The organism is Photobacterium chitinilyticum (genome assembly GCF_004104355.1).
Lineage (GTDB): Bacteria > Pseudomonadota > Gammaproteobacteria > Enterobacterales > Vibrionaceae > Photobacterium > Photobacterium chitinilyticum.
The window spans coordinates 1-1,683 of the sequence record NZ_RJLM01000051.1 but is presented as its reverse complement, the minus strand read 5'-3'; the positions used below and the strand labels follow the sequence as shown (position 1 = coordinate 1,683).

The 1,683-nt window shown below is 36.8% G+C and carries 1 protein-coding gene; it reads right to left on the bottom strand.

What is annotated here, in order from left to right; translation table 11 throughout:
* Positions 1–433 precede the first annotated feature (433 nt).
* Entirely contained in the window at positions 434–847 is a 414-nt protein-coding gene (locus tag EDI28_RS25680) for a hypothetical protein (RefSeq protein WP_128786677.1), read from the bottom strand.
* Positions 848–1,683: the final 836 nt, after the last annotated feature.

The following is a 1,683-nucleotide window of genomic DNA, read 5'->3' as shown; positions in this document are numbered from 1 at the left end:
TTGAAAGTGAATCGGAATTATCAGAGTCCGGATTTGTTGCCTGTATGCCGCAGATTTATCACGCGTGGAAAGATTTTCGGCCAAGTATGATCGTATTAATGGATGGAGTTGCATAACAAAGGTATCAAGGTGACTTGTTTGACTCGGCATTTTTGGTTTGGAGTTTAGTGGATTTGGTTAGTTCACCGTGGCGCACCTTATCCCAGGCGTTAGAAATTTGGGCTAACTAATGCTAACCCAAAGGGTGATATGCATGAATAGCTATTTGTTCTTATTTATGGTTTTGATAATATTCCTCAAATGTTCAAAGATTGAAAGCCCGATAAATATCAGCAGTACATTTTCTGCCCCTATGAATTTTGAAAAGAAAAAAAACACAATGACAAACACAATGGCTGCAGTAATTAATAGAAATCGGTCTTTTAACATACTTCTATTTAAGTGCGTCATTGGTCATACTTCCATTCAATAATTCTGGGTATTTGGCATATGTTGTATTTAACCAAGAAGAACTAATTCCATTTTTTCGTGCAAAGGCAATGACTTGCTCTTTTGAACAAGTAGTATGTCTATATGTTGAGCGAGCAACTGAACCTATGACTGCTCCTGCCCAATAAGCAGCCCCCAGACCTGCTAATGCAACTGAAGCTCGGTTGATTTTTGACATTTTTATAGTAGTTGGTGCATTTACCATATTTAATGCTGCATCAACTCTTGTAACCATAGCCCATGCTAAAGCTGCTGTGCCATATACATCTTTCGTTGTTGGAATACTAAGTAGTTTGAGGTTTTCATCTACATCTTTTTGAAGAAGGTTTAGATTCAAATTTGTCTTACATATGCCCATAAGTAACTCCTCTTTTGACAGAAGCTAGCAGGTTTTTGGTTTCAATAAATACTTATGTTGAGCATTTTCGATTCAGAATTAATTATTATGAAATTGATTTAAAAGTAACTTACCTTCAGCATTAAATTTCTAACAATGCAATCAAGGTGATGCGTTACACTCGGCGGTTTTGGTATGAAGTTCGGTGCGCTTTGCTGGTTCAGTGGGGCACACTTTATTGCAGGCGTTATGTAATTACGCTAGTTTTATCGCTTAAATATGTTAGTTGAGAGTTCAATGTTTGATTATTTTACTCAAATCCCTATTTGGTTTTACATTATTGGCATAATTTCAAGTTCGCCTCTACTTCTAGTAAAAAGCCCTAAGAAAAAGAACAAGATTTGGCCTGTCGTCACACTAATAAACACTATTAACTTTATAGTGATGATTCACGTTCAAAACGAGGATATATCCTTTGGTATATATGTGTTAATAATTATTTTCTCTTCATTGTCAGCCGTTTCGACAAGGTATTGCACTAAATGTGGGAGTAGGAATCTTCGCTTATCTAAAGATTTTTTATGTGTTAGTTGCAAGCATTTTAATGAATAAGCTATGAAGTGGTCAATGTTTATGCCTTCGCATTATTCTCTTAGACACCGGTTTTCATCAATTGATAAAAAGTGGTTCTTTGTACAGTGGATACTGATTTTGTTGTCACCTCTAAACCACCGCTTTGAGCGGTGGTGATTGTTCCTGTGGGCTATTGCCCGAAGGAGTGCCCATGTTAGAAGTAAGCCTCTTATTCACCACAAGTAAGAGGAAACAACAAACATGGGCGATTACAGGAGTTCATC